Consider the following 25,965-nt stretch of genomic DNA (forward strand, 5'->3'; position numbering starts at 1 on the left):
TGCCGTTTTAGCGATATAATGAGAGGGAAAAGACGGGCGAGGTGAAGAAAATGAAACAAGTTGACTTTGTTGCAATCGGATGTGGTCCTTATAATCTTGGATTAATGGCTCTCGCGGAAAAAACATCACTACGCGGGATTTGCTTTGAAAAGCGGAAGGAAATGATGTGGCATGAAGGGATGCTCATTGAAGGGATGACGATGCAAACACATTACTTACAAGATCTCGTCACGCTCGCGGATCCGACCAACCCATCGAGTTTCTTGAACTACTTGAGTGAGACGGGGCGTCTCCAGACGTTCATCACGCAAGAACAGGATAAGATTCCTCGGACGGAATACAATCGATATTTGCGTTGGGTCGCCGAACGGCTGTCGACCATCCACTTCGATCACGAGGTGACGGATGTGTTGGTCGAGGAAAATGGTTTTCTCGTGACGGTCGAATCAAACGGTGAAACGACTCAAGTTCAAGCTACACATGTCGTTCTTGGCACTGGGGCAGAACCGTTTGTGCCGAAAGGTTTTGAACAAGTGATCCATACGAGCGAGTATTTGACCTATCGGGACGTCCTTCGAGACCGTTATCGCGTCGCGGTCGTCGGGAGTGGACAGAGTGCGGCAGAAGTGTTTCTAGATTTATTCCGTGAAGCGACGGATGAACAACGTGTCGACTGGATTACACGTTCCGATCATTTCGAGTCACTAGAAGCAGGAAAGCTCGGGGATGAGATTTTTAGTGTGGACTATGTCGAATATTTTCACGGCTTACCTTACGAAGCACGTCAACAATTGCTTCAGTCATTTGAACGTTTCCGCCATGGCGTCAATCCTGAGACGATGACGGCGATTTATGAGGCGCTCTATCACCGGACTGCAGAAGGTGAGCCAAAGCGAGCAGAGATGCTTACGCAAGTCGAGGTAGAATCCATTTCCTATGACTGGTTGACGCATCGCTTGAAAGGGACGCAACAATATACAAAAGAAGTGGTCGAAAAGGAGTATGACCTTGTTGTCGTGGCAACGGGATATCGTCCAATCATTCCGGCGTGGGTCGAGAAGCTCCCGATTGTCTGGGAAGCAGAGGGTGAGTGGGCTGTTCATGATACGTACGAAGTGGTCATGAGCGAATCATTGAAAGGGAAACTGTTCACGCACACGAATTTGGAGCATTCCCATGGCCCCGCAGCAACGAATCTAGGGATGGCCGTCTATCGAAATGCGGTGATGTTGAACGAAATGGCTGGAGAACCGGTCTATCCGATTCACCATCAAAAGCCGTTCACGACGTTTTGAACAAAAAAAGGGCTAGGCGAGTCGCCTAGCGGAATCAGGGGGGAATACTTGAAGTCTTGCTTGATTTGTATTTACCCCGCGCTTCGACTTTAAAACATATCAACACGTCAAAAATAATCTTTTTTACTAATTTGTACACTTTATCGAAAAAAGTATGTTATAGTAAGTTGATGAATTTAGCATAGGAGTTGTTTGTAATGGCAAAATACGAAAAAGATCAAGTATTAACAGGTAAAGTAACAGGAATTCAACCTTTCGGTGCTTTCGTAGCACTCGATGACGAGACTCAAGGTCTTGTACACATTTCAGAAATCTCACACGACTACGTAAAAGACGTAAACGATTACGTTCAAGTTGGTCAAGAAGTTGAAGTGAAAATCCTTGAAGTGGACGAAGCTTCTAAAAAGATCAAGCTTTCAATGAAAGCGACTCAAGAAGCTCCAAAACGTGAGAAGTCTGCGAAGCCAGCTCGTCGTGCGCCACGCCGCAACGAAGCATCTTCAAACTTCAAGCAAGAAGAAGCTCCAGGATTCACAGTCCTCAAAGACAAACTTGAAGACTGGATCAAAAACACAAACTTCAAGAAGTAAGTGTTCCAAGGTGACCCGCTCTAAGCGGGTCACCTTTTTTGTGTTTTACAGGAATCGATGAGTCTTATGACGAAACTGTAATTCGAATAGGGGGAGATTAGATGAAGATTGGCATCATTGGAACGGGCGGGATTGCGACGAGTGCTCACATTCCGAATTATGTAAAAGCAGGGATGGATGTGGTAGCGGTCATGAACCGGACACGGGCGAACGGTGAACGTGTCGCACGTCAGTTTAACATCCCGAACGTCTATGAAACGGTCGAAGAGATGCTCACGCACGAACAGCTCGATGCGGTCAGCATCTGTACGCCGAACGCCTTACATAAAGAGCAAGTGCTCCTTGCACTAGAAGCAGGGTGCCACGTGCTCTGCGAGAAGCCTCCGGGCATATCGGAAAAGGAAGCGGTGGAGATGTTAGAAGCAGCGAAACGAGCGGGAAAGACGCTCCATTATGGATTTCATTATCGGCATCGGGCCGACACGGTCCTTTTAAAACGGATGATTGACGCAGGAGAGATGGGGGACATCTATGCGTCAACGGCACTTGCCCTTCGCCGACGTGGCATTCCTGGATGGGGCGTGTTTACGAATAAAGAGCTTCAGGGTGGAGGGGCACTACTCGATATCGGCGTCCATATGTTAGATCTCGCGCTTCACTTGATGGATTATCCGGAACCGAAAGAGGTTGTCGGTCACGTCGGGCAATATTTAGGGAACCGTCCGGGTGTAGGCTTGATGGGCAAATGGGACCATGAATCGCTGTCTGTCGAAGACACGGCGAGAGCGATGATCACCTTCGAGACAGGCGCGTCTTTGTTACTCGATGTCAGTTATATGGCCAACATTGAAACAAAGGATACGATGCGTGTGGAATGTCGCGGTACGAAAGCTGGAGCCAGTCTGTTTCCACTCACGCTTCACACGGAGAAATATGGGGCGTTGTTTGACGAACGACCTGCCTATTTGACTGAATATGATCCGTATGAACGTCAAATTCAGCTGTTTCTCGAAGCGTGCCGAAAAGAACCGAACTATCGGCAAGCAGAGGAAGCCGTCATACTCCATCGCATCATCGATCGCATTTACGCATAAGCACGATACTTTTCATTCTTTGAAAACAGGGTATATAGTGTAGGTGTTACATATTTCTACGAGGAGGATGAATCATGCACAACTTTGAATACAAAAACCCGACGAAACTGATCTTCGGTACACATCAAGTCGAAACATTATCGAAAGAACTTGGCGCGCTCGACGCGAAGAAAGTGATGCTCGTCTATGGTGGCGGAAGCATCAAAAAGAACGGAACGTACGATGAAGTCGTGGCTGAGCTTGAAAAGGCTGGCATCTCATACGTAGACTTCTCTGGCGTCGAACCGAACCCGCGTATTGAGACAGTACGTCGTGCGGTCAAATTTGCACGTGAAGAAAACATCGATGCGTTGCTCGCAGTCGGCGGAGGTTCCGTCATCGACTGTACAAAACTGATTTCAGCAGCAATTCCTTATGAAGGGGATGCATGGGACATCGTGCTCCGTGAACATATCCCGACAGAGGCGGTACCATTTGGGACGGTCCTCACACTCGCGGCAACAGGATCAGAAATGAACTCAGGCTCGGTTATCACAAACTGGGAAACACAAGAGAAGTTCGGTTGGGGTCACCCACTCGTCTTCCCAACATTCTCAATCCTTGACCCACGTTATACAGTCTCGGTTCCAAAAGATCAGACGATTTACGGTATTGTCGACATGATGAGCCACTGTTTCGAACAATACTTCCACCCGAACCATGCGCCGGTACAAGAACGCATGACAGAAGGTGTCTTGAAGGCGGTCGTTGAATCGGCACCGAAACTCGTGAATGATTTGGAAAACGTCGATCTTCGTGCCATCATCTTGTTCTCAGGTACGATGGCGTTGAACGGCGTCCTTCAAATGGGTGCTGCTGGTGACTGGGCATCGCACAACATCGAGCACGCCGTATCGGCTGTCCACGACATCCCGCACGCTGGTGGTCTCGCAATCCTCTTCCCACGTTGGATGGAGCATGTATTGGATGAAGACAATGCGGCACGTTTCGCCCGACTCGGTACGGAAGTATTCGATGTGGAACCAGGTGAAAACGACTTGGAGACTGGGAAACGTACAATCGAAGCGATTCGTGCATTCTTCGACCAACTCGGCGCACCAAACTCACTCCGTGATTACGATATCGATGAGTCGACATTCGATGCGATTCTCGATTCTGCGATGAAACGTGGCGCATTCGGTCGTTTCCGTACGCTCGAACGTGAAGATGTCGCGCATATCCTCGAACTCAGTAAATAAGGCAATTTATTGCCTATTTTGCAATAATGATTGAACGAATCTAGCGTTTCCGTTTATGATGGGTCATGTATGGCTCTTTTACGAGCGATTTAAAGGAGGAAATGACATGTCAACTGTACGTTTCGATTATTCAAACGCGCTCTCATTCGTAGGGAAGCACGAAATCGACCAAATGCAAGAAACGGTAAAAACCCTTCACTCGGTGATTCACGAGCGGAGCGGTGCCGGAAGTGATTTTCTTGGGTGGGTCGATCTTCCGACCGAATACGATCAAGATGAGTTCGCACGAATCAAAGCTGCGGCGGAACGAATTCGCGAGAATTCAGACGTTCTCGTCGTCGTCGGAATCGGAGGATCTTACCTCGGTGCCCGTGCAGCGATCGAAATGCTTCAACATTCGTTCTTCAACGTATTGTCAAAAGAAGAGCGCAAGGCACCACAAGTATTCTATGCGGGCCACAATATCTCTTCAACGTATATGAGAGAGTTGCTTCAAGTACTTGAAGGCAAAGAGGTCTCAATCAACGTCATCTCAAAATCAGGAACGACGACAGAACCTGCGATTGCATTCCGTGTCCTCAAGCAGTTCATGGAAGACAAGTACGGTCAAGATGGAGCGCGTGAGCGGATCTATGCAACGACAGACCGTGCCCGTGGTGCACTCAAGACACTTGCGGACGCAGAAGGATACGAGACGTTCGTGATTCCAGATGATGTCGGTGGACGTTTCTCTGTCCTCACGCCAGTCGGACTTCTTCCGATTGCCGCTGCTGGAATTGATATCGATGCATTGATGGAAGGTGCACGTGACGCACAAAACGCTTACAGCTCACCAGAATTGGCTGAAAACGAAGCGTATCAGTATGCAGTCGTACGTAACGCCCTTTACGCGAAAGGCAAATCGATTGAGATGCTCGTCAACTATGAGCCAGCTCTTCACTACGTGTCAGAATGGTGGAAACAACTTTACGGTGAGTCAGAAGGAAAAGACAACAAAGGGATCTTCCCAGCGGCTGTCGACTTCTCAACGGATCTTCACTCGATGGGGCAATATATCCAAGAAGGTCGTCGTGACTTGTTCGAGACGGTCATTCGTGTGAAAGAAGTCCGTCACTCGATGAACGTCCCAGAAGACGCTCAAGATTTGGACGGTTTGAACTTCCTCGCAGGCGAAACGATTCAGTTCGTGAACGACAAAGCGACAGAAGGAACACTTCTCGCACACACTGACGGCGATGTCCCGAACTTGGTCGTCGAATTGCCAGAGATGACACCTTATCACCTCGGCTACTTGTTCTACTTCTTCGAAAAAGCATGTGCGATGAGCGGATACATCCTCGGGGTGAACCCGTTCAACCAGCCAGGCGTCGAAGCTTACAAAGCGAACATGTTCGCGTTACTCGGCAAACCGGGTTATGAAGAACAAAAAGCAGAGCTCGAAAAACGTTTGAATCAATAAGAAAACGAATCGGTCCGCGTGTCGGACCGATTTTTTTGTTTGAAACTGGGTGAAGACAAGGTAAAGTGAGAGTAGACAGGGGAAAGAAAGGGATGGACTATGAAGACATTCAAGGATTACTATCATAATCAAGTCGAGTTAAGCTTCACCCATTATCCGTTCTCAGACACGCCGCTCCACGTCTGGGTCGTCGCCCGATATGAAGACAAGTGGGTATTGACGAAGCATAAACAGCGCGGACTCGAGTTTCCAGGTGGGAAAGTCGAGCCAGGAGAACACGAGGACGATGCCGCCATCCGGGAAGTATATGAAGAGACCGGTGGCGTCGTCAAAACATTACGATATTTGGGACAGTACCGTGTGCTAGGTAGAGGCGATACGGTCATCAAAAACATTTATTATGCGGAGATTGAGCGATTCGAGGATCATCCTGCCATTGACGAGACAGATGGGGCTGTCCTGATCGATGCCTTGCCGGATAACTTATTGCGCAATCCACGCTACAGCTTCATGATGAAAGACCGTGTCCTACCGGAAACGATGAGGGTTCTTTATGATCAAAAACTGGTTTGACCGAATCGATGTGTTACCACCTTATGCGGGTTACCGAGTGACACGAGGATGGTATACGACGACAGATGGGGAAGAGGTCGTGGCGTATTCGATTGAGCCGAAACGTTCAAACGGCCAAGTGTTGATGTACTTACGAGGAGGAACGGCTCGAATCGGGGATGTCCGTTTACCACGTCTCATGCAGTTTGCATCGCGGGGCTTTCATGTCGTCGCCCCGGTCTATCGTGGCAATCACGGCGGGACGGGAAAAGAAGACTTTGGAGGAGAAGACTTAGAGGACGTGCTCTCGCTATTCGACCGTGTCCACATGAGTGGACGACCGGTTCACGTCCTCGGCTTTTCAAGAGGGGGCATGATGGCCCTCTCGCTCGCTTCCGAACGACCGGTCACGACGGTTACTTCATGGGCTGGCGTGACAAATCTCGAGTGGACGTATGAAGAACAGCGTTCGATGCGGAAGATGTTACGTCGGATGACGGGTGGGGACCCCGAGTCTGCAGAATCTGCGTATGTCGACCGTTCTCCGCTTTACAAGGAATGGGTCGCCCCGACACTGCTCATCCACGGTACGGACGATGAACAAGTTCGCTTACGTCATGCGACAGCCGTCGCCGAGAAATTAGGGGAACAGGCAGAGTTTTGGGTGCTCCCGTTCGGTCACCAGCTCCCGTTTTGGGATAAATGGGAGACGACCGAACAAGCGATGGATTGGATGTTGCGACAGGAAAAAGCACTGACTCGATAAAAAAAATCGAGTCAGTGCTTTTGTGTTAGATAACGAGTGGTCCGGCTGCGATGACGGACTCACTTGCTTTCGTGAAGCGATTGAAGTTTTCTTTAAATTTCATGGCGAGCGCTTTTGCCTCGACGTCGTAACGAGCTGGGTCGCTCCACGTATCTCGCGGATTGAGCACGTCGCTCGGTACACCATCGATGGCTACAGGAATCTCGACATTGAAAATGTCATGTTTCATCGTTTCGACATCACGGAGCTGGCCGTTGACGGCAGCATTGACCATCGCGCGCGTATAGGCGAGTTTCATACGCGAACCTTCGCCGTATGCTCCACCTGTCCAGCCCGTGTTGACAAGATAGACATCTACATCGTGCTCTTCAATCAATTTACCGAGCATATCCGCATAACGCTCAGGAGCGAGCGGAAGGAACGGTGAACCGAAGCAAGTCGAGAACGTCGCTTGTGGTTCTGTGACACCACGCTCTGTCCCAGCAAGCTTAGACGTATAACCAGACAAGAAGTGATACATCGCCTGTTCTTTCGTCAGTTTGCTGATCGGTGGCAAGACACCATACGCATCGGCCGTCAAGAAGACGATCGTATTTGGATGACCGGCACGTGATGGGAGCATCGCGTTGTCGATGAATTCGATTGGATATGCCGCACGCGTATTTTCAGTCAAGGAGATGTTCTTGTAGTCCGGCGTACGATCTTCATTCAATACGACGTTTTCAATCAATGAACCGAAACGGATTGCATCATAGATTTGTGGTTCGTTCTCACGCGACAAGTTGATCGTCTTCGCGTAGCAACCGCCTTCAATGTTGAAGACCCCATCCGGTGACCATCCGTGCTCATCGTCTCCGATTAAGTGGCGCTGTGGATCAGCTGAAAGTGTCGTCTTCCCAGTTCCCGACAACCCGAAGAAGAGTGCCGTTTCGTTTGCATCGTTGACGTTTGCCGAACAGTGCATCGATAAGACGTTTTGCTCAGGTAACAAGAAGTTCATGACGGAGAAGATTGATTTTTTAATTTCGCCACCGTATTCTGTTCCCCCGATCAGAATCGTGCGCTTGGCGAATGAAACGAGAATGAACGTCTCTGAGTTCGTGCCATCCACTGTAGGATCTGCTTTATAACTCGGTGCATAAATAACAGTGAACGGATCGAACGCACCTTTCGTTGGCCATTCGCGTAAAAACAGCTGTTTTGCGAACAGACTATGCCATGCATATTCCGTAATGGCACGAACCGGTAACGTGTAGTGCTCATCGGCACCAGCAGACGCTTCGAGGTAATAAAGTTTGTCTTTCTTTTCTAAATGGGTGAGTACTTTGTCAAGAAGTGCTGAAAACTTCTCTTCCGCGATCGGTTGGTTCACTTTTCCCCAATCGACAAGGTTGTTGCTGACTTCATCTTGTACGACGAATTTGTCTTTCGGTGACCGTCCGGTAAAAGCACCGGTGCTGACAGATAAAGCCCCGTCTTTTGTCAGTACACCTTCACCATTTTGGATGGCTTCTTCCACCAGTTCTGGAACCGTCAAGTTCCGTTTCATGTCGGCACCATTAATTAATTCTTCGATTTTCAGGAGCGTTGTCGCCATCCTGAATCCCACCTTTCCCCTAAATAGATGTGGATGAAATCCGCATACTTCCGCGATTACGATTAATCAGTATGACATTTTTAATTATATGTGACACACTAATTAAACACAAGCGTTTCTTCTCTCTAAGTAAGCGCTTTCTTACAAAGACAGTTTATCACATTCTCTTATCACAAGGTGTTAAAAAACAGAAACGAATTAAAAAAATGTTTGACGATTCACAAACAGAAATGTTTTGCAAGTCAGTGAAAACTTTAACGAATTCGTCCGATTCCCTTGACATAATCGAGCGTCATTTATATGATGGTTTTCGTAACGGATACTCTTATTCTGAGCGGTGGAGGGAACAAGGCCCTACGAAGCCCAGCAACCGTCCGACATGAAGTCTTGTGCGGAAAAGGTGCTATCCTGAAGCGAAGCCATTAGCTTCGAACGATAAGAGGGTAAGGAAGAACGATTCAACCTTTCCCCATGTATGTCATCGGGGGAGGTTTTTTTCATTACCGTCCCAAAGCAACGCGTAAGGGGAACGAGTACCGTCCACATATCACCCTTATTATAGGAGGTTTTTTGAATGTCAAAATTGAACCGTCGACTTTTTACTTCAGAGTCGGTTACTGAAGGACATCCAGATAAAATTTGTGATCAGATCTCTGACTCGATTTTGGATGCCATTTTAGCGGAAGACCCGAATGCCCGTGTTGCGGCAGAAACGTCTGTCACAACGGGTCTTGTACTCGTAGCTGGTGAAATCACAACGTCAACTTACGTGGATATCCCGAAAGTTGTCCGTGAAACAATCCGTGAAATCGGATACACACGTGCGAAATATGGTTTCGATGCAGAAACATGTGCAGTCTTGACGTCGATTGACGAGCAATCAGTAGACATCGCGCAAGGTGTTGACCAAGCTCTCGAAGCACGTGAAGGTCAGATGACTGAAGAGGAACTCGATGCAATCGGAGCAGGTGACCAAGGTCTCATGTTCGGATACGCGACAAACGAGACACCTGAACTCATGCCGCTTCCAATCTCATTGGCGCACAAATTATCACGTCGTCTTGCTGAAGTTCGTAAGAACGGTACGCTTGATTACCTCCGTCCGGATGGTAAGACGCAAGTAACGGTTGAGTACGATGAGGACAACAACCCTGTTCGCATCGACACGATTGTTATCTCGACACAACACGCAGAAGAGATCACACTCGAGCAAATTCAAGAAGACTTGAAAAAGTATGTCATCGAAGCAGTCATCCCGGCTGAACTCATCGATGCTGAAACAAAATACTTCATCAACCCGACTGGTCGCTTCGTAATCGGTGGACCACAAGGAGATGCAGGTCTTACAGGACGTAAAATCATCGTCGACACGTACGGTGGATACGCTCGTCACGGCGGTGGCGCATTCTCTGGTAAAGATCCTACAAAAGTTGACCGTTCAGCAGCATACGCAGCTCGTTATGTAGCGAAAAACATCGTTGCAGCAGGACTTGCGGATAAAGCAGAAGTTCAACTCGCTTACGCGATTGGGGTAGCACACCCGGTATCAATCGCAGTCGACACGTTCGGCACTGGTAAATTGAGCGAAACAGAGCTCGTTGAACTCGTTCGTGAGAACTTCGACCTCCGTCCAGCAGGCATCATCAAGATGCTTGACCTTCGCCGTCCGATCTACAAGCAAACAGCAGCTTACGGTCACTTCGGTCGTACAGATATCGAACTCCCATGGGAGCAAACAGATAAAGCAGCAGTTCTTGAAGAAGGCGCGAAGCGTTTCGCGTAATCAACAAAAACGACCTTTCCGCGGAAAGGTCGTTTTTTTTAGGTTCAAGTCGTTGGTGGTGTCTGTTTATTGTCATTCGATGACGAATCAGTTGAAGTGGTTTCTTGTCCAAGCGCAGTATCCTTCGCTTCGACGACTTTTTCACCGATGTCTTGTAAATCAGATTTAGCTTCTTGGGCCGTCTCGACGATTTTATTGACGTCTTCTTTGACCGTATCGACTTCTCCGACCACTTTTTCATATACGTTTTGGACGTCTGTGGAGACTTCCTGAATCTTGCCAGAAGCGGTCTTCACTTGTTCGATCACTTGAGATGCCTTCCCGGCTGGGTCTTGTTTGACTTCATTCACCATGCCTCCGACCGAAGATTTTGCATTCGTAAGCGATTGTTTCGTCTGCTCCCGATTCGAAGAGCTAAGTAAGGCGAGGAGACCACCGACGAGGGCACCGAGTAACATCCCGGTCACAACGCTGATTTTTGGACCTCCTGCATCCATTTGGTCAAATTGACGGTTCGGTTTCTCTGTTTGTTCGACTTTCGGATCATGCTCTAATTTTGGTTCCATGTTGTTCCACTCCTTCATGTGATTGGCATTGATAGTGTTATACCCTAGTCGATTGCTGACATAACGTTTTCTTATGAATCGTCACGAAAAAGAAACGAATGGCAGGATAAAAACGTGACGATAGGGAATGATACAAATAGATTGGCCAAAAGGGGGAAGCTGTCATGAACATGAGGGAAGCAGTTCCAGAAGATGCAGCATTAATTCGAACGATTGCACTTGCGACGATTTCAGAGGATGATTTGAATCGTTTGAAAGCGATGGAGCGCGCTTATCGACAAGAAGAGATTGTTCGAGCAATTAGTTCGAGTGAAGAAGCACGAGAGCAATATTTTATCGTCGGCGAGTTCGAAGAAAATGTCATCGGATTTTGTCATGCCATCGATCGCGGTGACATGTGGGAGATGCTTCGTCTTTATCTTCACCCTGATTATCACCGGAACGGATATGGGGCAGCCTTTTTAAACTATCTCCAATCGAAAAAAGTGCAACCGATGGAAGTGTACGTTGAAAATTCAAATGACCAAGCGATTGCCTTCCTTTTGCATCAATCGTTCAAAGAAGTGAATCGGATCCAAGAAGAGGTATACGACCAACCGATGGAACTTATTCATTTACGATATCATCCGAGCTAAGCCTCCAGACGGATTTTCTTCAAACATCAGTTGCGGCTGATGTTTTTTTGATACAATACACATAGTCTATAAATGAGGTGACGGCAGCATGACATATGAAGAAGCACGAAAAGGGGTCATCGTCATCGTGTACCCGCTACAGTTCACGTCTCGGATTAGTGAGAACTTTATTCGCCGACTCCAAGACGAGTACGAAGTGATTGTCGTCCGTGACCAATCGGTCGGATTGACGGCAGATGACCATAAACAGCTCATCAAGCGAGCGTTGCGTGAGGCAGGGGAATACAAACTACCGATCCATGTCGTGGCATTCAGTCTTGGGGCACTTTTCACGAACCGACTCTTGCAAGAGTATGATGTGCCGCTTGGGAGTTTGACGTATATCTCTCCTTTATTTGATTGGCATGCCACTCGTCAAATCGGCGGATTGAAACAAGTCGTCGCGAGTGCTGTCGACCGTTTCCGCCCAGACCTACCGCTCGGGATGATGACATTCACTGGTGGAGGCGAGGAATCGTCACGCTTCGGTGAGATTACGTATGCGCAATATCGAGAGATTGAAGAAGAAATCGTGGAACATCAAGAAGAGAAGAAGCACTTACCACGACTTCCACTTGCTTGTTTCTACGCACCGGATGATCAATTTGCGGACGTGAAGTTGACGTTAAACGTTTGCCGGAAGATTGGTGGCGATCAAGTGTACATCCGTCGGTTGGAAGGATTCCCGCATTTTGGATATGAACGTTTGAACACCAAGTTTGCAGAGACATTGATGACGTTTTATGAATTGATTCAAGAATGACAGAAGGCGACTCGAATGAGTCGCCTTTTGCTTATGCGCGTTTTTCAATCGCCACGATGAATGGGGGATGATTGATTTGGTTGATGAAACCGTAGCGGAGGACGCCAGCCTGTTTTTGGTCAAGCGACTCCACGTATTGAAGCACTTCATCCCGTTCGACTTTTCCGCTCTCATGTCCGTGATAGATGACGATGACGATGACGCCGCCGACGGTCATGACCTCTAATAATTGAGATAATGCGGCAATCGTCGTATTCCCGTGTGTCGTAATGGATTTATCGCTTCCTGGTAAATAACCTAAATTGAAGACGGCAGCGGAGATGGGGCGCGTCTCGTTCGCGACAACCGCTTGGACCGTGTCGTGACTGTCATGAATGACGGACACCCGTTCATCGAGACCGGCTTCCTGTATACGTGCGCGTGTGGACGCGACCGCTTCTGACTGGATATCAAAGGCATACACATAACCCGTTTCGCCCACTGCGTTCGCCAAAAACAGCGTATCGTGTCCGTTTCCGGCGGTCATGTCGATGGCGACATGTCCTTCTTCGAGATGGTCATGTAGTAATTGTTTTGCAAACGGTAGTACTCTCATTAATCCCATACATCTCATCCTTCTTTTTTCCTTGGAAAGAATCTCGTCGTTCCAATTCTGCACGGATCTTGTTTAACACCTGCATCTTGTGACGGCTCCAAAACGGACCAATCAATAAGTCAGGTGGGCCGTCTCCTGTCAAACGATGGACGATGACCTCGGGAGGTATACATTCGAGCTGATCGCAGACGAGGGAGACATAGTCATCTTCCTCCATCAAGTCGAGTAGGCCTTTTTCGTATTGACGGGCGAGCGGTGTATGCTTCAAGACGTGAAGTAAATGGATCTTGATTCCTTGTATGTCCATTTTAGCAACTTCTCGGGCTGTGTCGAGCATCATCTCAAGTGTCTCACCGGGTAAACCGTTGATGATATGAACACAGACACGGATGTTGTGGCGTCGAAGTTTTGCAAGACCGCTCAAAAATGTCTCGTAGTCATGTCCACGATTGATTTTTTTCGCAGTTGTGTCATGGATTGTCTGAAGTCCGAGTTCTACCCAAAGGGACGTTCGTTCATTCAACTCTGCCAAATAGGCGACGACGTCGTCTGGCAAGCAGTCCGGGCGTGTCGCGATTGAGAGTCCAACGACCCCATCTTCTTTTAATGCCGGCTCGTACAATTCACGTAACCGCTCGACTGGCGCATACGTGTTACTGAACGCTTGGAAATACGCGATGTACTTGGCATCTTTCCATTTCCGATGGAGACGGGTCTTCACTTCGGCAAACTGAACAGGGATTGGATCGCAGGCATTTCCCGCGAAATCACCACTTCCGTCGTCTGAACAGAACGTACATCCTCCCTTTGAGACGCGCCCGTCACGGTTCGGACAGGTGAATCCGCCATCGAGCGGGACTTTGAACACCTTTCCTCCATATTCTCGGCGATACGCCTCGTTCAACGTATGATATCGGTTTTGACCAAATGGATTCATTCAACATCTCTCCTTCCTTGCTCATGCTATCACAAATGAAAAATGATAAAACTTCATAATAAGTAATTTTTCTTGACACTTCTTTGGCATTCGTTTAGGTTTGATAAGGAAATCTTGTCGATTCGGCCATTTGTGCCGATTTTTTTTGATGTGAAAGAGGAATGAAAGGAGGACTTGGTGTGAACAATAAAATGCCAATTTCGGTATGGATTCTAGTCATTGCGATGGCGCTCAATACAACGGCGGCGTCTTTTTTATGGCCATTTAACACACTGTATATTCATGATTTTTTAGGTGAGTCGATGACACTTGCTGGGGTGGCACTTCTTGTGAACTCCGCACTCGCAATCGTCGGAAACTACATCGGAGGGACATTATTCGACCGAATCGGTGGAAAGATGACGCTCATGATTTCTGTCGGTTTGTTGCTTGCGAGCTCACTCGGATTTTTACTGTTCCACGCCACGTTCTTCGGCTATTTGGTGTGGCTCGGTATGATTGGGTTCTCAGGTGGACTCGTCTTTCCGACCGTTTACGCGTTTGCGGGACTCATCTGGCCAGAAGGTGGACGCCGTTCGTTCAACGCGATTTATGTTGCGCAAAACGTAGGTGTCGCACTCGGTACGGCCATGAGTGGTCAAATCGCGCGCTTGAACATCGAGTGGATCTTTTATGCGAACTTCTTCTTGTCGGTCTTATTTGTCGTGGTCCTTTTATTTGGACTTCGTTACTTGAAAAACCCGGCACGTCCGGTCGTTCAGTCGCAACTAGAGGCAGCAGCCACGACGCTCTCGAGCGCTACGATGAAGTCGATGTGGTATGTCGCCGTCGGTTACGCCGTGCTTTGGTTCGTGTACGTTCAGTGGCAAGGGACGATCGCCGTTCATTCGAAAGACCTTGGTGTCACGATCAGCCAATATTCACTGCTTTGGACGGTGAACGGGGCAATGATCGTATTTGCACAGCCGTTACTCAACCGTGTCTTGCGACAATTTGAGGATGACTTAAAACGTCAACTGATTATCGGAGCCTCGATTTTCCTCGGTGCTTTCTTGATCGTGCCGTTCGCAGGCGGATTTGGTATGTTCATGGTCGCGATGGTCGTCATGACAATCGGGGAAATGTTCGTCTGGCCAGCAGTCCCGACGATTGCGGCGAAACTCGCACCGCCTGGTAAAGCAGGACAATATCAGGGACTCGTCAATATCGCAGCATCAGTCGGCCGGATGATTGGGCCTACATTGTCTGGATTTGTCTATGACATGTTCGGTATTACTGCGGTCTTCGGCATGCTTCTTCTGCTCGCTACGTTCGCCCTTACTCTATTCGTCATTATGAAAGACATTCGCGTCGCTGAAAAATCAAGTTGACGTTGAATTTCAGAATGGGCTAAAATAGACTACGATGAATAGCAAGCGATGAAGAGGATTAGTAGCGAACGTTCCGTTTCAAAGAGAGTCGATGGTTGGTGTGAATCGATAAATGGAGGTCGTGAACTCGCCTTGGAGCTGTTTTCCTGAACCGAGTAGGGAAAACCGGGGTTACGCCTCGTTATCGGCGTCTCAAGTGGCAGCAATGCAACATGGGTGGTACCGCGGAGAGCTTTCAAGCCTTTCGTCCCATTTTCGGGGACGGAAGGCTTTTTATTATGCAGAGGAGGAAGAATGTTGAGCTATTTTAAACATCAAGAAATCGAGCCGAAATGGCAAAAGCGTTGGGAAGAGAAAGACGCATTCAAAACGACAGAAGACCCGGAGAAGGATTGTTTCTACGTCCTTGATATGTTCCCGTATCCATCAGGTGCCGGCCTTCACGTTGGTCACCCGGAAGGTTACACGGCGACGGATATCATCGCTCGTATGAAGCGGATGCAAGGATATAACGTCCTTCACCCGATCGGCTGGGATGCGTTCGGTCTTCCTGCCGAACAATACGCACTTGACACAGGGAACGACCCACGCGAATTCACAGCGCGTAACATCGAGACGTTCCGCCGTCAGTTGAAAGAACTCGGTTTCTCGTATGACTGGGCCCGTGAAATCAGCACGACGGACCCGAAATACTATAAATGGACACAATGGATCTTCACGCAATTGTTCGAGCGTGACCTCGCATACGTCGACGAAGTTGCCGTTAACTGGTGCCCTGCACTCGGTACGGTCCTTGCGAACGAAGAAGTCATCGACGGCTTGTCAGAGCGTGGGAACCACCCGGTATACCGTGTCCCGATGAAACAGTGGGTGCTTCGCATCACAGAATACGCGGAGCGTTTGCTTGAAGACTTGGAAGGTCTTGACTGGCCAGAGAGCGTAAAAGAGATGCAACGCAACTGGATCGGGAAATCGGTCGGTGCCGAGGTCGACTTCAAAGTCGACGGTCACGACAAGATTGTCACAGTCTTCACGACACGTCCGGACACACTTCACGGAGCGACATATGTGACGCTCGCACCAGAGCATCCGTTCACGAAAGTGATCACAACGCCTGAACAATCAACGGCAGTAGAAGCATACATCGAGGAAGTTTCAAAGAAAACGGACCTCGAGCGTACAGACCTTGCTAAAGAGAAGACAGGAGTCTTCACGGGCGCTTATGCGATCAACCCGGTAAACGGTGAGAAACTTCCGATCTGGACAGCAGACTATGTCCTCTCGACATACGGGACAGGTGCAGTCATGGCCGTTCCTGGACACGACGAGCGTGATTATGAGTTTGCGAAAACGTTCGACCTCCCAATCCGTGAAGTCGTCAAAGGTGGAAACGTGGAAGAGGCGGCTTACGTCGAAGACGGAGAACACGTCAACTCAGGTAGCTTGAACGGTCTTAATAAAGCCGATGCGATCAAGACAATCATTGAAGAACTCGAAGCTGCTGGTACAGGTCGTGCGAAGACGACATACCGTCTTCGTGACTGGTTGTTCAGTCGTCAACGTTACTGGGGCGAGCCAATTCCGGTCGTTCACATGGAAGACGGAACGATGAAGACGGTACCGGTCGAAGAGCTTCCGCTCGAACTTCCGATCATCGATGAAATCAAACCGTCTGGTACGGGTGAGTCGCCACTTGCGAACGCAGAAGAGTGGTTGACGTACACAGATCCTGTCACAGGGGAAAAAGGTCGTCGCGAGACGAACACGATGCCACAATGGGCAGGTAGCTGCTGGTACTATATCCGTTACATCGATCCAGATAACGAAGAAATGATTGCGGACCCTGAAAAACTCAAACGTTGGCTTCCAGTCGACTTGTATATCGGTGGTACGGAACATGCCGTTCTTCACTTGCTCTATGCACGTTTCTGGCATAAAGTCCTCTTTGATATCGGTGTCGTCCCAACGAACGAGCCGTTCCAAAAACTCTACAACCAAGGGATGATCCTCGGTGAGAACAACGAGAAGATGTCAAAATCTCGTGGGAACGTCGTCAACCCAGACGATATCGTGAAGTCACACGGAGCCGATACACTCCGTCTTTATGAAATGTTCATGGGACCACTTGACGCAGCAATCGCATGGTCAACGAATGGTCTTGACGGGGCACGTCGCTTCCTCGACCGCGTATGGCGTTTGTTCGATCAAACGAACTTTGCGGACGTGGCACCGACTGCCGACTTTGAACGTACGTATCATCAGACGGTGAAAAAAGTCACTGAAGACTATGAAGCACTTCGCTTCAACACAGCAATCTCTCAGTTGATGGTCTTTGTCAATGAAGCGAATAAGCAAGAGACGTTGCCAAAATCGCAAATGGTCGACTTCATCAAGATGCTTTCACCGGTCGCTCCACACTTGTCTGAAGAGTTGTGGGAGAAGATGGGCATGACGGAAGAGTTGACGTATGCGGCTTGGCCGACGTACGATGAGTCAAAACTTGTGAGTGACACGATTGAAGTCGTCATTCAAGTAAACGGGAAACTTCGTGCGAAAATGCACGTTTCGCGTGACGCATCAAAAGAAGCGCTTGAAGCGGAGGCACTCGGCAACGAGCGTGTCCAAGAGTTCACAGAAGGCAAGACGGTTCGTAAAGTCATTGTCGTCCCTGGAAAACTCGTCAATATCGTAGTTGGATAATCGAAAGAATGTGTGACATTGTCGCACATTCTTTTCTTTTTGGTGAGGTCATTTTCTTTTACGGTCGGTTTTGATACACTAAAGGGCGATACTGAAGTAGAAGGGGACGACATGTCCATGAAACGTTCTTATGTGCTATACACGACACTATGTGCTGTCGTGGTCGGCGTGATCCTTTGCTATGTCTTTGTCTTCTCTGATGAAGAGATTCAGCGGCAGGTCGCCTCGACATTTGAAAAAATCGACATTCAAACGAGTCATCAAACGGCATCCCTCCCACCTGTGGAGGCAGCACAAGATGACGAAGATATTGATACGACCGATGCGCTCGAGCAAATCAACCAGATCGATGAAGTGTACTATAGCGATACGATCGGGGCCTATCTCGTGCTTACCGAGCAGGCTGAATTTTTCGAAGTGAGCGGGAACGGCACACGCGTCAACTCAGTGCTTCAACTCGAAAATACGGGACAGATGCGCCTCGATGACTTTATCGGGATGCGGATGGTCGAAGAGAACCTCGTATATGCGGTGACAGCAAACGGGACGCTCATCACGATTGAGCGGGAAGAAGGACGTTGGGGCGAACGACCGCGAAAACAAATCAAAGGTCTCGTATCGGAAGACCGAATCTTTGGTCTCGGCTATGACCGAGAATCGAATCGTCTGTTCATGATGAATCGATTAGCAGACACGCCGGACCTTGAGCTCCTCTATATCGAAGAGCGTGAAATTGAACCGGAAGCGCCTGCGGAAAACGAGTTAGAAGAATCGACAGAATCTGATGATAATGTTGAAGGCACTGAAGAATCAACAGAAGAAACGACAACAGAAAACGTTTCGACGAGTGACGGTGTCTCTAGTGACACAGCCGTTGCGGAAGAAGAGGCACCTGAGAATGAACAGGATACGCCAGATGAGGCAGTCGAGGAAAAAGAACCGGAAACGGAATGGATGCTCGATTCGCGTCAAGCGTTATCGGCTGACGGGATGAGCGCCTCAATCCAGCAAAAGTTTGAGCGATTCGAAGGCGTTGGGCTTGTCGAGCGACAAGGCCGAATATACGTGCTCGACTCGGAAGAGCTCGTCCTCTATACGGTCAACCCGGAAGAAGGTACCATCAACGGTCAGATGGTGACACCTCGCGTGTATGACTCGACCGGCATGTTTTTACAAGACAATGAAATCTTTGCAATCGTCCACCCGGAAGTATTCGATTTGGATGCATTCGTTTCCGTGGACTAACAATGGGGGAAGAACAGATGAGCAAACGTTACTTTTTTGAAGAAGTGAAACAATTCCACGAGACTTTCGGACATCCAGGAGCAAAATCTCCGCAACCGTTGACACTTGATCGTGCGACAAAACGATCGGTTTGGACGGCAGAGGAAGCGGTCGTTGAATTTTTACACCAATCGTCACAGACTGAAGAAGAGTTCTTACAGGCCATCGAGCAATTCCAAGAAGGCTTCCAAAAAGCGGTCCAAAAATCATTACAAGACGCACCACCGTCAGATGATGTGGAACGCCTCGTTGGTCAAGGGGATGCGTTAACGGATGCGTTATATTTTGTGATGGGCAGTTTCGTTGAACTCGGACTTGATCCCGTTCCGTTGTTTGAAATCGTCCAGCGTGCCAATATGGCGAAGCTTGGACCGGACGGGAAACCGATTTTACGCGAGTCGGACAACAAAGTTATGAAACCTGAAGGTTGGATGCCTCCGGAGCCGGAGCTAGAAAAAGAAGTGCGTCGTCAAATTGCAGGGAAAGAATAATCACAAACGGCTTGAGCCCTCATTAGAAAGGGTTTGAGTCGTTTTTTGTTGTGAAGGTCATAATGACATCATGGTATTAGATGAGATTAGGAAGGTCATGAGAGTAATTAATGGTATAATTTAACATAAGTAAGCGAACGATGAATATTAATCATTGAGATGGAGGTCATTCAGCTGAAAAAATTATTCGGTATTCTATGTTGTAGTTCAGTACTTCTGTTAGCATCATGTAGTGATGATGAAAAAACGTCAGAATCTAAAACGTCTGAGCCTGACGTTTCAATCGAAACGATAAAAATCAACGAAGAGAATGAATTGACAATCGTCCCACTTTACACCCAATACCAACAATATTTGAATGCATCCCTTGAAACAACCGATGCGGAGGAGAACAAACAGAACTTCAAGAAATATGTACTAGATTACATAGGGGAGGTCGGAGAGGAAGAAAAGATTGATACATCCATATTGAAAACTGATTTTTCACTAAAGCCGACCCCTCATAAGCAACAATTGCTAAAGCAACTGGATTCGTTGATCAATCAGCATGACGAGATTAAAGAGATTATTGCATCAACATACGCAGATTCAAATCAAATCTTTCCTAAAAAGAAAGGTACGGTGTTTGTTGCCCCTTATAATCCTGAATTTTTCTACGATAGTGAACCGTTGAAAGGTGTAGCAGGAGCGGCGTACAAGGACGCATTCATCTTGTTTCTCGATACAGATTTTGATAAAGGTGTGCTAGCCTATACGACGGCTCACGAGTATCATCATCTGATTGTTCAGAATCACCCTGGGTTCCGTCTTAAAACAATTCTCGATTCTGTCATCATTGAAGGAAAAGCCGATACGTTTGCTGATCACATCGTCAAAGATGTGACTCCCCCGTGGAATGTAGAGATTGATGAAGCGACCATGGAACACATCGCGAGCCGAGTGAATGATTATGAAACAACCTATACCGATTTTGCAGTTGGTAATTATCAAAAAGATATGCCACGTTGGAGTAACTATATTCTAGGGAGGGATGTGCTCCATGACTATTTGACGGCGCACCCAGAGCTGTCGATTCCCGAATGGACGTTCAAAGAAGGTCATGAAATTTTAGAAGGATATAAATATCGAGATGTGATGGGATTGGAAAATTAAGTTGAAAAAGAATGTTAAAAGGCTTGACCCTGAATGAGACAGGATCAAGCCTTTTGATTGTGCATATATGCTTTAGTGATCACGATAGAACGCAGACGATGCGTTGGGCCGAACCCTTTATCGCTCTGTCGCCAGTTCAGCTGCGTGCGATCCGGCACAATGTCCCGTTGTGAAGGCAGCCGTGATGTTGTAGCCACCTGTGTATCCATGAATGTCGAGCACTTCACCGGCAAAGAAGAGACCTGGTGCTTTCTTTGACATCATCGTCTGTGGCGCAACTTCCTTAACCGAAACGCCACCACCTGTGACAAATGCTTTGTCAAAGTCGAGTGTCCCAACGGCGTGCATCTCGAACATTTTTAAACGCGTTGCGAAATCAATGACGGATTGCTTCTTCAACTGACTGGCGTCTTCTTCTCCAAATGCGAGTTCTTCTAGCAACAAGTCAAGAAGTCGCTCGGGGATATAGCCTTTCCATACGTTTTTAACGGCACGCTTCGGTTGGCTCTGCACTTGGTTCCACAGTTCTTGGACGAGCGCATCTCGTGATGTGTCCGGGAAGAAGTCGAGTGACAAAAGGACGACTTGCTCTTTGCTGCGCTTCCGCTCTTTGATTGTGTATTGACTGCAACGGAGTGCGATTGGACCAGAGATCCCGAAATGGGTAAAAATCATGTCACCTTGGTGCGTCTTGATGGCTTTCCCCTTTTTGCCGTGTACCGTCAACGCGACGTCACGTAACGATAATCCTTGAAGTTGTTTCGTTCCGATGAACGAATCGTTCAACTTGATCGGCACTTCTGTCGGGAATAGTTCCGTAATCGTATGCCCGGCTTTTTGTGCCCACGGATAACCGTCACCCGTCGACCCGGTGTGGGGGACGGATTGTCCACCGACCGCGACGACACATGCTTTCGCTTCAATCATTTCACCGTCCATCAACTCGACCGCGTGAAACTCGTTTTCTTCATTAAAATGAAGCGTTTTAACTTCTGCTTTTTTTCGAATCTCGACACCGAGGTCTTCAATGGCACGAAGCAATGTGTTGACCACGTCTTGTGCCTTATCCGTCACAGGAAACATGCGCCCGTTATCCTCTTCTTTCAGTGGGATGCCGAATCCTGTAAAGAGGTCGATAATCGATTGGTTGTCGAACTGGGCGAGGGCGCTATATAAGAAGCGGCCGTTCCCAGGGATGAACTGAATCAATTCATCGATTGGTTTTCGGTTCGTGACATTACAACGCCCTCCACCTGAAATCGCTAGTTTCCGACCGAGTTTAGACCCTTTATCAATCAACAAGGTCGATGCGCCGCTCTTTGCAGCTGCATACGTGGCCATAAGTCCGCTTGGACCTCCGCCGATGACGATGACATCTTTCATGTAAAATCTCCTCATTTCTTCATCTATATGATTAGTAAAATTATCGTAACTTTATTATCCGTAACAGTAAGAGTATAATGAGAAGCGGTTGTTTTGTAAAACCGAATTCATATGAATAGTTGATTTATAGATGGAGGTGCCTCATGTCATCAAGCGCCAAACAGGATTCAGGAAGAGCCTCCTTCGTCAAAGGAACGCTTCTTTTATCGGCGGGAAACTTGATTTCCCGGATGTTAGGGCTGTTGTACACATTCCCGTTCCAAGCGATGGTCGGGATTGCCGGAGTGACGTTGTATCAAGCTGCATATACGTATTACGCAATCATGATCTCCATATCGACGGCAGGGATTCCTGTTGCCGTCTCGAAATTTATCGCCAAATACAATGCACTAGGAGAGTACGGAACGAGTCAACGATTGTTCCGACAAGGAATGAAGCTGATGCTTGCGACCGGTGTCGTCGCTTTTTTATTACTCTTTTTTGCGGCACCATGGCTATCCGAGCTGATGGTCCGAAATTCGGAGAACAATCAGCAATACATTGACTCGCTCACACTCGTGACGAGAAGCGTCAGTTTTGCGTTACTACTCATCCCAGCGATGAGTATGGTTCGTGGTTATTTCCAAGGACATCAAGACATGGCTCCGACGGCAATCTCACAAGTCGTCGAACAGATTGTACGCATTCTATTTCTTCTCAGCGGGACGATGCTTGTCTTGTTCGTCTTTGCGGACTCTGACTTCATTCGACCAATCGCGAATGCTCTTGGAGGGACGCAATCCGTCGAGACGACTGAACTGAATGGATTGAAAGTCATTGCCGTCACGATTGCGACGTTCAGTGCTTTTGTCGGGGCGATCGGTAGTTTCGTCGTACTCATGATGTATTGGAAGCGTCGAAAAGACATCCATCGTCAGACGGATAATCCAGCGGGCACACCTGTCCGTTCGATGAAGTCGTTGTTACTCGAGTTGCTCAGTTACTCGATCCCAATCGTGATGGTCGGGGTATCGACCCCTCTCTATCAGCTGATTGATCAGTTGACGATGGTCAATACATTACTCAGTTCGGGTGCGACCGTATCCGAAGCGACTTCAGCTTATGGATTCTTAACTGGAAACGCACATAAAATTGTATTGATCCCCGTGTCGATTGCGGCGAGTGTCTCGATGGCGACCATCCCGCTCGTGACCCGTTCCTTCACGACAGGAGATATGCTGAAGGTACGAAATCAAGTCAATCATATTTTCCAAGTCTCGTTCTTCGTGACAATTCCTGCTGTCATCGGTCTAGTGGCTCTCGCGGAGCCGCTGTTTGGGACGTTGTTCCCGGGAGACCGTGAAGGATGGGTGTATTTACTTCATTATGCACCGAGTGCTTTCTTCTTAGCCTATTACTCGGTTGCGGCTGCGATCCTCCAAGGGATTAACCGTCAGTACTTCACCATCTTTGCTACATCGATGGGGCTATTGGCGAAACTCGCCCTGAACGTGCCGTTCGTCTATTGGCTCGGTGGCATCGGTGCGGGTTATGCGACGATTGCTGGATACATCGTGGCGATCGTGCTCATGGTTTGGATGATTCAGCGCTCTCTTCACTTCCCGTATAAGCAATTGCTTCGTCGGACCATCTTGATGTTCTTGATGGGGGCGGCGATGTTTGCGGCTGTTTACCTTTCTCTTCTCGTCACGTTGCAAGATGAAGCGAGTTGGGGAAATGACATCTTTGCGACAATCGTCGGTGTCATCGTCGGGATTCTCGTATACGGATATCTCGGCTGGCGCAGCCATCTTGCAGGGAAATTATTAGGGAAACGCTTTGAATATCGGAGGAACGGATAATGCGAATTGATAAATTGTTATCGAACATGGGATATGGGTCACGAAAAGATGTAAAAATCCTATTAAAACAAGGGGCAGTACGAGTCGATGATGCACCTGTAAAAGATGCGAAACGGCACGTTAACCCAGAATCAGAGCGAGTCACGGTGTTCGGGGAAGTCGTTGAATATCGTCCATTCATCTATTTCATGATGAACAAGCCGGAAGGGGTCATCAGTGCGACGGAAGATCAAGTCGAGACGACAGTCATCGAGTTAATTGATCCGGAGTATGCCCATTACGACCTTTTCCCGGTCGGACGGCTCGATAAAGATACGACAGGCCTTCTCCTCATCACGAACGACGGCGCGTTCAATCATGCGCTCATGTCACCACGAAAACATGTCGACAAGGTGTATATCGCCGAAGTCGATGGAGAGATGACCGTGGACGACATCAAGTCGTTTGCAAACGGCGTCGAATTAGAGGATGGATATACGACGAAGCCAGCCCGACTCGAGATTTTGAGTCGGAGCGGGCGTCGCTCTGTCATTCGTCTCACATTGTCTGAAGGAAAATATCATCAAGTGAAACGAATGGTCGCAGCGGTAGGCAAACACGTCGAGCGATTGGAGCGTGTACAAATCGGGGAGCTTGAACTCGATGAGACGCTTGAGCTCGGGGCATATCGTGAGTTGACGGAAGAAGAAGTTCAATTGTTTCTTCAATAATTAAAGAGGTGAGAGGGAATCTGCCCAATTGGGCGGATTCTCTTTTTGTATAAAAAGCTCTAATTTTCGATCATATCTTTTTGAAAATGGCATCAAAATCAGCACGCCAATAGTTAACTAACCAGTCGTTGTATTTGTGATATAAAGGGACTAATGGTTCAACTTCATTTGAACTTATGGTACAACCTCGATCATCATACATATGAAAAACGATGTTCTTTTCAGTGCTTATAAAGTATACCGTTTGTCCAATAGAAGGTTCTCTTCCTTGCTCGTAATTTCCTATACCTCTAAGGATTTTCTCGTAAGAGATTGACTTTATCTGCGAGGATACAAATTTCGCTTTATATTCATGTTTGATTTCTATAATTTCCCCTGTTTTTTCGTCTATATCTTCATCTAATTCGAATAACGTTTCTTCTTCAATCTGTTGCTTCATGAATAAACCATACAAATATTCGGGAGTGGTATTCCCGAACATGATGTCCTCTGTTTCGTTCCAATCCTTGATAAAGATATGGATGTAATCATCAGATTGAAACACTTCCTCGAACAATGTTGTCACTCTTTTTACCACTTGCTCTATTCTCTCATCCGTTCCGTTTTTATACGGTTCGCCGAGTTCGAATCTTAGATGGACTTCTCCAGAGCGGTTTGAAAAATGATTATCTATGTACTTCATTATTTCTTCTTTCACATCATCACCTCATCTTGAACATTTGATACAATCCAAAACCACAAGACCTTCTTTCATAAAAAAGAGACCTGAATGTCAGGTCTCTTGAATCTACATATACGTTTCAATTTGCCGTCTTGAGTGAACGTTTCGATGAAGTCCACGTGCCACGGCTAGGGCTCTCCACAAGATTATTGTACTCAAGCACGTTCAAATCACGTTGCACAGTGCGCGACGTAATACCGAACTCTTCTACTAGTTCTGAAGTGGTAACTGTCTCCCTTTCATTGATGAACAAATAAATGGACTTGATGCGCGTTAACATCCGATCTGTTGAGCCTTTCATTGGATAACCTCCCAATGTGTAGAATAATGATAAACCATACCTACAGACGACAAAATGAAATATAAAATTGTTATTTTCTAAAATTACACCTTTAGTATACCGC

The 25,965-nt window shown here is 47.8% G+C and carries 24 protein-coding genes, 1 riboswitch and 1 other annotated feature; of the genes, 17 read left to right on the top strand and 7 right to left on the bottom strand.

What is annotated here, in order from left to right; genetic code table 11:
• Positions 1-50: 50 nt before the first annotated feature.
• From KNO99_RS06015 to KNO99_RS06045, 7 genes are all read left to right on the top strand, one after another.
• Positions 51-1,295 (top strand): lysine N(6)-hydroxylase/L-ornithine N(5)-oxygenase family protein, encoded by a 1,245-nt coding sequence (locus KNO99_RS06015; protein ID WP_214746325.1) that lies wholly within the window; start codon positions 51-53, stop codon positions 1,293-1,295.
• Between the two features lie 197 nt (positions 1,296-1,492).
• Positions 1,493-1,885: a S1 domain-containing post-transcriptional regulator GSP13 gene (yugI, locus tag KNO99_RS06020; RefSeq protein WP_074033496.1), complete on the top strand. Its 393-nt coding sequence runs from the start codon at positions 1,493-1,495 to the stop codon at positions 1,883-1,885.
• Positions 1,886-1,986: 101 nt separating this feature from the next.
• Complete coding sequence (locus KNO99_RS06025; protein WP_214746329.1) at positions 1,987-2,979, top strand: Gfo/Idh/MocA family protein; 993 nt, start codon at positions 1,987-1,989, stop codon at positions 2,977-2,979.
• Between the two features lie 74 nt (positions 2,980-3,053).
• Positions 3,054-4,217: an iron-containing alcohol dehydrogenase gene (locus KNO99_RS06030; protein WP_074033494.1), complete on the top strand. Its 1,164-nt coding sequence runs from the start codon at positions 3,054-3,056 to the stop codon at positions 4,215-4,217.
• 106 nt (positions 4,218-4,323) lie between these two features.
• Entirely contained in the window at positions 4,324-5,676 is a 1,353-nt protein-coding gene (locus KNO99_RS06035; RefSeq protein ID WP_074033493.1) for a glucose-6-phosphate isomerase, read from the top strand.
• Between the two features lie 99 nt (positions 5,677-5,775).
• Positions 5,776-6,249 (top strand): RNA deprotection pyrophosphohydrolase, encoded by a 474-nt coding sequence (gene ytkD, locus KNO99_RS06040; RefSeq protein ID WP_074033492.1) that lies wholly within the window; start codon positions 5,776-5,778, stop codon positions 6,247-6,249.
• Positions 6,230-6,994 carry an alpha/beta hydrolase family protein gene (locus tag KNO99_RS06045; protein ID WP_074033491.1) on the top strand — a complete coding sequence of 255 codons (765 nt, stop codon included), beginning with the start codon at positions 6,230-6,232 and terminating at the stop codon, positions 6,992-6,994. The genes ytkD and KNO99_RS06045 overlap by 20 nt, the downstream gene beginning before the upstream one ends.
• A 25-nt stretch (positions 6,995-7,019) precedes the next feature.
• Here KNO99_RS06045 and pckA read toward each other — a convergent pair whose 3' ends face one another.
• Complete coding sequence (gene pckA / locus KNO99_RS06050; RefSeq protein WP_214746332.1) at positions 7,020-8,591, bottom strand: phosphoenolpyruvate carboxykinase (ATP); 1,572 nt, start codon at positions 8,589-8,591, stop codon at positions 7,020-7,022.
• 322 nt (positions 8,592-8,913) lie between these two features.
• A riboswitch (SAM riboswitch) is annotated at positions 8,914-9,033 on the top strand.
• 132 nt (positions 9,034-9,165) lie between these two features.
• On the opposite strand from pckA, the gene metK reads away from it, so the two are divergent.
• On the top strand, positions 9,166-10,374 hold the full coding sequence (gene metK, locus KNO99_RS06055) for a methionine adenosyltransferase (RefSeq protein WP_214746335.1): 1,209 nt from the start codon (positions 9,166-9,168) through the stop codon (positions 10,372-10,374).
• 44 nt (positions 10,375-10,418) lie between these two features.
• Here the strand turns inward: metK and KNO99_RS06060 are convergent, their stop codons facing one another.
• Positions 10,419-10,940 carry a hypothetical protein gene (locus KNO99_RS06060; protein ID WP_214746338.1) on the bottom strand — a complete coding sequence of 174 codons (522 nt, stop codon included), beginning with the start codon at positions 10,938-10,940 and terminating at the stop codon, positions 10,419-10,421.
• A 164-nt stretch (positions 10,941-11,104) separates the two neighbouring features.
• Between KNO99_RS06060 and KNO99_RS06065 the strand changes: the two genes are divergently transcribed.
• Together KNO99_RS06065 and KNO99_RS06070 are read left to right on the top strand one after the other, a co-directional pair.
• The gene (locus tag KNO99_RS06065; RefSeq protein ID WP_214746340.1) at positions 11,105-11,575 is read left to right on the top strand and encodes a GNAT family N-acetyltransferase; all 471 of its coding nucleotides are present in this window, start codon (positions 11,105-11,107) and stop codon (positions 11,573-11,575) included.
• 88 nt (positions 11,576-11,663) lie between these two features.
• On the top strand, positions 11,664-12,377 hold the full coding sequence (locus KNO99_RS06070) for an alpha/beta hydrolase (RefSeq protein ID WP_074033486.1): 714 nt from the start codon (positions 11,664-11,666) through the stop codon (positions 12,375-12,377).
• A gap of 31 nt (positions 12,378-12,408) precedes the next feature.
• Here the strand turns inward: KNO99_RS06070 and mnmM are convergent, their stop codons facing one another.
• Together mnmM and mnmL are read right to left on the bottom strand one after the other, a co-directional pair.
• Complete coding sequence (gene mnmM / locus KNO99_RS06075) at positions 12,409-12,981, bottom strand: tRNA 5-(aminomethyl)-2-thiouridylate-methyltransferase MnmM (protein ID WP_214746343.1); 573 nt, start codon at positions 12,979-12,981, stop codon at positions 12,409-12,411.
• On the bottom strand, positions 12,935-13,909 hold the full coding sequence (gene mnmL / locus KNO99_RS06080) for a tRNA modification radical SAM protein MnmL/YtqA (protein ID WP_214746346.1): 975 nt from the start codon (positions 13,907-13,909) through the stop codon (positions 12,935-12,937). The genes mnmM and mnmL overlap by 47 nt, the downstream gene beginning before the upstream one ends.
• A gap of 179 nt (positions 13,910-14,088) precedes the next feature.
• Here mnmL and KNO99_RS06085 point away from each other — a divergent pair, with 179 nt between their 5' ends.
• The 5 genes from KNO99_RS06085 to KNO99_RS06105 all read left to right on the top strand — a co-directional run bounded on the left by KNO99_RS06085 (position 14,089) and on the right by KNO99_RS06105 (position 20,906).
• Positions 14,089-15,279: an MDR family MFS transporter gene (locus tag KNO99_RS06085; RefSeq protein WP_243834736.1), complete on the top strand. Its 1,191-nt coding sequence runs from the start codon at positions 14,089-14,091 to the stop codon at positions 15,277-15,279.
• Between the two features lie 39 nt (positions 15,280-15,318).
• Positions 15,319-15,534, top strand: a binding site (T-box leader).
• A gap of 39 nt (positions 15,535-15,573) precedes the next feature.
• A complete protein-coding gene (leuS, locus tag KNO99_RS06090; RefSeq protein ID WP_214746349.1) occupies positions 15,574-17,979 on the top strand; it encodes a leucine--tRNA ligase in 2,406 nt (801 codons plus the stop codon).
• Between the two features lie 117 nt (positions 17,980-18,096).
• Positions 18,097-19,224, top strand: coding sequence for a hypothetical protein (locus KNO99_RS06095; protein WP_251130970.1), 1,128 nt, complete (start codon positions 18,097-18,099; stop codon positions 19,222-19,224).
• Positions 19,225-19,241: 17 nt separating this feature from the next.
• The gene (locus tag KNO99_RS06100) at positions 19,242-19,754 is read left to right on the top strand and encodes a pyrophosphohydrolase domain-containing protein (RefSeq protein ID WP_214693364.1); all 513 of its coding nucleotides are present in this window, start codon (positions 19,242-19,244) and stop codon (positions 19,752-19,754) included.
• Between the two features lie 159 nt (positions 19,755-19,913).
• Positions 19,914-20,906, top strand: coding sequence for a DUF2268 domain-containing putative Zn-dependent protease (locus KNO99_RS06105; RefSeq protein ID WP_214746355.1), 993 nt, complete (start codon positions 19,914-19,916; stop codon positions 20,904-20,906).
• A 117-nt stretch (positions 20,907-21,023) separates the two neighbouring features.
• Here the strand turns inward: KNO99_RS06105 and KNO99_RS06110 are convergent, their stop codons facing one another.
• Positions 21,024-22,289, bottom strand: a complete 1,266-nt coding sequence (locus tag KNO99_RS06110) for a BaiN/RdsA family NAD(P)/FAD-dependent oxidoreductase (protein WP_214693360.1) — start codon at positions 22,287-22,289, stop codon at positions 21,024-21,026.
• Positions 22,290-22,432: 143 nt separating this feature from the next.
• On the opposite strand from KNO99_RS06110, the gene KNO99_RS06115 reads away from it, so the two are divergent.
• Together KNO99_RS06115 and KNO99_RS06120 are read left to right on the top strand one after the other, a co-directional pair.
• Entirely contained in the window at positions 22,433-24,130 is a 1,698-nt protein-coding gene (locus KNO99_RS06115; protein WP_214746358.1) for a putative polysaccharide biosynthesis protein, read from the top strand.
• The gene (locus KNO99_RS06120) at positions 24,130-24,840 is read left to right on the top strand and encodes a pseudouridine synthase (protein WP_214746361.1); all 711 of its coding nucleotides are present in this window, start codon (positions 24,130-24,132) and stop codon (positions 24,838-24,840) included. The genes KNO99_RS06115 and KNO99_RS06120 overlap by 1 nt, the downstream gene beginning before the upstream one ends.
• Positions 24,841-24,910: 70 nt before the next feature.
• Here KNO99_RS06120 and KNO99_RS06125 read toward each other — a convergent pair whose 3' ends face one another.
• On the bottom strand, positions 24,911-25,537 hold the full coding sequence (locus KNO99_RS06125) for a DUF3885 domain-containing protein (RefSeq protein WP_214746364.1): 627 nt from the start codon (positions 25,535-25,537) through the stop codon (positions 24,911-24,913).
• 103 nt (positions 25,538-25,640) lie between these two features.
• A complete protein-coding gene (locus KNO99_RS06130; protein ID WP_074033475.1) occupies positions 25,641-25,862 on the bottom strand; it encodes a DeoR family transcriptional regulator in 222 nt (73 codons plus the stop codon).
• Between the last annotated feature and the right edge of the window lie 103 nt (positions 25,863-25,965).

The organism is Exiguobacterium sp. s189, assembly GCF_018617615.1.
Taxonomy (GTDB): Bacteria; Bacillota; Bacilli; order Exiguobacteriales; family Exiguobacteriaceae; genus Exiguobacterium; species Exiguobacterium aestuarii_A.

Coding starts and splice junctions, on each gene's coding strand:
- KNO99_RS06015 (WP_214746325.1), top strand. CDS start 51: ATGAAACAAGTTGACTTTGTTGCAATCGGATGTGGTCCTTATAATCTT.
- yugI (WP_074033496.1), top strand. CDS start 1,493: ATGGCAAAATACGAAAAAGATCAAGTATTAACAGGTAAAGTAACAGGA.
- KNO99_RS06025 (WP_214746329.1), top strand. CDS start 1,987: ATGAAGATTGGCATCATTGGAACGGGCGGGATTGCGACGAGTGCTCAC.
- KNO99_RS06030 (WP_074033494.1), top strand. CDS start 3,054: ATGCACAACTTTGAATACAAAAACCCGACGAAACTGATCTTCGGTACA.
- KNO99_RS06035 (WP_074033493.1), top strand. CDS start 4,324: ATGTCAACTGTACGTTTCGATTATTCAAACGCGCTCTCATTCGTAGGG.
- ytkD (WP_074033492.1), top strand. CDS start 5,776: ATGAAGACATTCAAGGATTACTATCATAATCAAGTCGAGTTAAGCTTC.
- KNO99_RS06045 (WP_074033491.1), top strand. CDS start 6,230: ATGATCAAAAACTGGTTTGACCGAATCGATGTGTTACCACCTTATGCG.
- pckA (WP_214746332.1), bottom strand. CDS start 8,591: ATGGCGACAACGCTCCTGAAAATCGAAGAATTAATTAATGGTGCCGAC.
- metK (WP_214746335.1), top strand. CDS start 9,166: ATGTCAAAATTGAACCGTCGACTTTTTACTTCAGAGTCGGTTACTGAA.
- KNO99_RS06060 (WP_214746338.1), bottom strand. CDS start 10,940: ATGGAACCAAAATTAGAGCATGATCCGAAAGTCGAACAAACAGAGAAA.
- KNO99_RS06065 (WP_214746340.1), top strand. CDS start 11,105: ATGAACATGAGGGAAGCAGTTCCAGAAGATGCAGCATTAATTCGAACG.
- KNO99_RS06070 (WP_074033486.1), top strand. CDS start 11,664: ATGACATATGAAGAAGCACGAAAAGGGGTCATCGTCATCGTGTACCCG.
- mnmM (WP_214746343.1), bottom strand. CDS start 12,981: ATGGGATTAATGAGAGTACTACCGTTTGCAAAACAATTACTACATGAC.
- mnmL (WP_214746346.1), bottom strand. CDS start 13,909: ATGAATCCATTTGGTCAAAACCGATATCATACGTTGAACGAGGCGTAT.
- leuS (WP_214746349.1), top strand. CDS start 15,574: ATGTTGAGCTATTTTAAACATCAAGAAATCGAGCCGAAATGGCAAAAG.
- KNO99_RS06095 (WP_251130970.1), top strand. CDS start 18,097: ATGAAACGTTCTTATGTGCTATACACGACACTATGTGCTGTCGTGGTC.
- KNO99_RS06100 (WP_214693364.1), top strand. CDS start 19,242: ATGAGCAAACGTTACTTTTTTGAAGAAGTGAAACAATTCCACGAGACT.
- KNO99_RS06105 (WP_214746355.1), top strand. CDS start 19,914: ATGGAGGTCATTCAGCTGAAAAAATTATTCGGTATTCTATGTTGTAGT.
- KNO99_RS06110 (WP_214693360.1), bottom strand. CDS start 22,289: ATGAAAGATGTCATCGTCATCGGCGGAGGTCCAAGCGGACTTATGGCC.
- KNO99_RS06115 (WP_214746358.1), top strand. CDS start 22,433: ATGTCATCAAGCGCCAAACAGGATTCAGGAAGAGCCTCCTTCGTCAAA.
- KNO99_RS06120 (WP_214746361.1), top strand. CDS start 24,130: ATGCGAATTGATAAATTGTTATCGAACATGGGATATGGGTCACGAAAA.
- KNO99_RS06130 (WP_074033475.1), bottom strand. CDS start 25,862: ATGAAAGGCTCAACAGATCGGATGTTAACGCGCATCAAGTCCATTTAT.